The sequence below is a fragment of the Pseudomonas sp. RW3S2 genome (genome assembly GCF_014268955.1).
GTDB classification, from domain to species: domain Bacteria; phylum Pseudomonadota; class Gammaproteobacteria; order Pseudomonadales; family Pseudomonadaceae; genus Aquipseudomonas; species Aquipseudomonas wayambapalatensis.
The window spans coordinates 1-224 of record NZ_JABWRM010000061.1; the positions used below are offsets into that span (position 1 = coordinate 1).

Below are 224 nucleotides of genomic sequence, written 5' to 3' on the forward strand. Positions count from 1 at the left end.
GCGGACTCAGGAGGATTCGAACCTCCGACCGCTCGGTTCGTAGCCGAGTACTCTATCCAGCTGAGCTATGAGTCCGTCGATGGTAGTTTTAGACCAGATTACCACTGGTGAAATGATGCGTCTTCCAAAGAAAACCGCCTCATTGTATGGCGGACTCAGGAGGATTCGAACCTCCGACCGCTCGGTTCGTAGCCGAGTACTCTATCCAGCTGAGCTATGAGTCC

General features: G+C 53.6%; 2 tRNA genes. Both read right to left on the bottom strand.

Going from position 1 to position 224, the window contains the following annotated elements:
- Window position 1 precedes the first annotated feature (1 nt).
- Window positions 2–75: transfer RNA gene (locus HU748_RS26220), tRNA-Arg, on the bottom strand.
- A gap of 72 nt (window positions 76–147) precedes the next feature.
- Window positions 148–224 (bottom strand) — tRNA-Arg (locus HU748_RS26225).